Below are 3,491 nucleotides of genomic sequence, written 5' to 3'. Positions count from 1 at the left end.
CGCCCCGCCTGCCGCGGCACCCCGCGCCCCACCGGCCACCCGCGCCACCGCCCGTACCGGCGGTCGTGGCTCCGGCGCCACCGGAGCCGTGCGCCGGGGGCACGCGGGGCCCCGGGCACCCGGGCGGCTGTTCCCTGTCAGACCCGCGCGCGGACACGTACGGTGGGGAGCATGACGCGATTCGGTGGAGCTGAACTGGTCGACTGGAACCTCGCCGTGGCCACCGCGGCCAGGATGAGCCGGCCGGGCCCGGAGGTGACCCGCGAAGAGGCGCGCGGCGTCGTCGCCGAGCTCCGCCGCCACGCCAAGGCGTCCGAGCGGCACGTCCGCGCCTACACCGGCCTGACGGCGGTCGGCGACGACACCCCCGTGCTCGTCGTGGACCGCCCCGGCTGGGTCCGAGCCAACGCCGCCGGCTTCCGTACCCTGCTCGGCCCCCTCGGCGAGCGGATCTCCGAACGCCGCGCCAACGTGCCCGGTGGAGCCGCCTTCTCCGCCGTCGGCTCCAAGATCACCGGCGTCCAGCTCGGCATGCTGCTCTCGTTCCTCTCCTCGCGCGTCCTCGGCCAGTACGAGACCTTCGCCCCCGCGACCCCCGGCCTCCCCGGCGGCACGGGAGGCGGCCGACTGCTGCTCGTCGCGCCCAACATCGTGCACGTCGAACGCGAACTCGCCGTCGAACCAACCGACTTCAGGCTCTGGGTCTGCCTCCACGAGGAGACGCACCGCACCCAGTTCACCGCCGTGCCCTGGCTGCGCGACCACCTGGAGAACGAGATCCAGGCCTTCATCGCGGAGGCGGACCTCGACCCGGCGACCTTCCTCGACCGGCTTCGGCAGGCCGCCCAGTCGCTCACCGGCCGGAACGAGGAGTCCGACTCCACCGGAACCGCCGGCGCGGACACCACGGGTGGGGGCACCGCAGGCGAGGGCGCGGCAGGGGCCGCCGGCGGCGACCGGGCCGACGGCAGGAGCGACAGCAACAGGAGCGACAGCAAGGGGGACGGCAGCCTCGCCGACCTCGTCCAGACCGCCCGCCAGCGCGAGATCCTCGACCGGCTCACCGCCGTCATGTCCCTGCTGGAGGGCCACGCCGACTTCGTGATGGACGGGGTCGGCCCCCAGGTCGTGCCCTCCGTCGTCGAGATCCGGGAGAAGTTCACCAAGCGCCGCGAGGCCGGCGCCGGACGCGTCGACCGGGTGCTGCGCCGCCTCCTCGGCATGGACGCCAAGCTGCGCCAGTACCGCGAGGGTGAGCGCTTCGTGCGCACGGTCGTCGAGGAGGTCGGCATGGCTGGGTTCAACAAGGTGTGGACGTCCCCCAACACCCTGCCCACCCAGGCCGAGATCGCCGACCCCCGTGAGTGGGTCGCACGGGTGCGGCCGACGGGCCCCGCGTCATGAGATGAGCGCCGTGATCACCCGTACGAGGGACCGTGGGCCCGAGAGTGGGCGTGCGATGCTCAGGGAGCCGCCCTCCTCTGTCACGCTGTACGCACTCAGCGTGACTTGGCCCCCCTCGAGGAAGTGATCAGGACATGGGTCCCCATCCCGCGGTCGCGGCGATACGCCTGGCGGTTCGCCGCACCCTGCAGGAACTCCTGCGCCCCAACCCGGGCGCCGAACACCCCTCGGCACCGCCGACACCCAACGGCGTACCCGCCCCGCACCCGCATCATGCGTCCCCCCTCCCGGGCACACCCCCGCAGGAGGCCGTGCCGGACGCGCGATCCCGGGCGGCGAACGCCGCGGTCGACGTCCCGGCCGCCCGCGACCCCCGTCGCGCCCCGCTCGTCCTCGCCGCCTGCTCGGGCGGCGCCGACTCCACCGCGCTCGCCGTCGCCCTCGCCTTCGAGGCCCCCCGGCTCGGCCTGCGCGCCGGAGCCGTCACCGTCGACCACGGCCTCCAGGACGGCTCCGCCCAACGCGCACACGAGGTCGCCGAGCGGCTGACCGCCCTCGGCCTGGAACCCGTCGAGGTCGCCACCGTCGAGGTCGGCCGCGACGGCGGCCCCGAGGCCGCCGCCCGCACCGCCCGCTACGCCGCGCTCGACGCCGCCGCGGAACACCACGGCGCCGCAGCCGTCCTCCTCGGGCACACCCGCGACGACCAGGCGGAGACGGTGCTCCTCGGGCTCGCCAGGGGCTCCGGGACCCGCTCCCTGGCGGGCATGGCCTCCCGTACGGCCGGAGCGGGCGCCGACCGCGCCCACGGCCGCTACCTGCGCCCGTTCCTCACCCTGGACCGGGAGACCGTCCGGCTGGCCTGCGCCGAGCAGGGGCTGCCCGTGTGGGAGGACCCCCACAACAGCGACCCGGCGTACACCCGCTCCCGCGTCCGGGCCCACGCACTGCCCGCGCTGGAGCAGGCCCTCGGTCCCGGCGTCACCGAGGCACTGGCCCGCACCGCCCAACTCGCCCGCGACGACGCCGACGCCCTCGACGCGTGGGCGCAGCAGGCCGAACGCATGGCCACCCGCCCCGACGGCACGCTGGACATCGCCGCGCTGCACGCCCTGCCGCCCGCCGTCCGGCGTCGGGTGCTGCGACGTGCGGCCATCGCCGCGGGCGCCCCCGCCGGTTCCCTGTTCGCCCGCCACATCGAGGAGACGGACCGGCTGATCACCGCCTGGCGGGGGCAGCGCCCGCTGAACCTGCCGGGCCGTGTCGAGGCTCGCAGGCAGGGTGGCAGACTGGTGCTGGAGCAGGCCGGCCGGTGACGGGCGGCGGCGGACACCCCGTCCATCGGGCGACCGCTGCCGGACCGCGACCGCGGGGTCCGGCCCGCAGGCCAGCCGCCGGGACAACGGCGGGCCGCGCAGGACCAGCAGAGAGTGGCGAGGGTGCTAGAGAAGGATCTGGGCGACGACCTCAAGTCGGTGCTCATCACCAAGGAAGAGATCGACGCCAAGCTCGCCGAGCTGGCAGCCGCCATCGACGAGGAGTACGAGGGCCGCGACGTCCTGCTCGTCGGGGTGCTCAAGGGCGCCGTCATGGTGATGGCGGACCTCGCCCGGGCGCTGTCCTCGCACGTGACCATGGACTGGATGGCCGTCTCCTCCTACGGGGCCGGCACGCAGTCCTCCGGCGTGGTCCGCATCCTCAAGGACCTGGACACCGACATCAAGGGCAAGCACGTCCTGATCGTCGAGGACATCATCGACTCCGGTCTGACGCTGTCCTGGCTGCTGTCCAACCTCGGTTCCCGCGAGCCCGCCTCGCTGGAGGTCGTGACGTTGCTCCGCAAGCCGGACGCCGCCAAGGTCGACATCGAGGTCAAGTGGGTCGGCTTCGACATCCCCAACGAGTTCGTCGTCGGCTACGGCCTGGACTTCTCGGAGCAGTACCGCAACCTGCCGTTCGTCGGCACGCTCGCGCCGCACGTATACGGCGGCGCGGAGGACTGACCCGGTCGGCGGTGGCGCGGCCCGCGCCGTCCCACCGCCGCCCGCGGACCGCGACCCGGGTCGGCCGGCCCGCCGCGCCCGGAC

At 74.7% G+C, this 3,491-nt stretch carries 3 protein-coding genes; all 3 read left to right on the top strand.

What is annotated here, in order from left to right:
• The first annotated feature begins 171 nt into the window (after positions 1-171).
• Positions 172-1,404, top strand: coding sequence for a zinc-dependent metalloprotease (locus HCJ92_RS23145; RefSeq protein WP_167935559.1), 1,233 nt, complete (start codon positions 172-174; stop codon positions 1,402-1,404).
• Positions 1,405-1,538: 134 nt separating this feature from the next.
• Positions 1,539-2,720 (top strand): tRNA lysidine(34) synthetase TilS, encoded by a 1,182-nt coding sequence (tilS, locus tag HCJ92_RS23140; RefSeq protein WP_167935558.1) that lies wholly within the window; start codon positions 1,539-1,541, stop codon positions 2,718-2,720.
• 123 nt (positions 2,721-2,843) lie between these two features.
• Entirely contained in the window at positions 2,844-3,407 is a 564-nt protein-coding gene (gene hpt / locus HCJ92_RS23135) for a hypoxanthine phosphoribosyltransferase (RefSeq protein WP_167935557.1), read from the top strand.
• Positions 3,408-3,491 lie beyond the last annotated feature (84 nt).

The organism is Streptomyces spiramenti (assembly GCF_012034385.1).
Classification (GTDB): domain Bacteria; phylum Actinomycetota; class Actinomycetes; order Streptomycetales; family Streptomycetaceae; genus Streptomyces; species Streptomyces spiramenti.
This window is presented reverse-complemented; position numbering and strand designations above follow the sequence as displayed.

Excerpts from the sequence above, each read along its gene's own strand:
- tilS (WP_167935558.1), top strand. The coding sequence starts at position 1,539 with ATGGGTCCCCATCCCGCGGTCGCGGCGATACGCCTGGCGGTTCGCCGC.
- HCJ92_RS23145 (WP_167935559.1), top strand. The coding sequence starts at position 172 with ATGACGCGATTCGGTGGAGCTGAACTGGTCGACTGGAACCTCGCCGTG.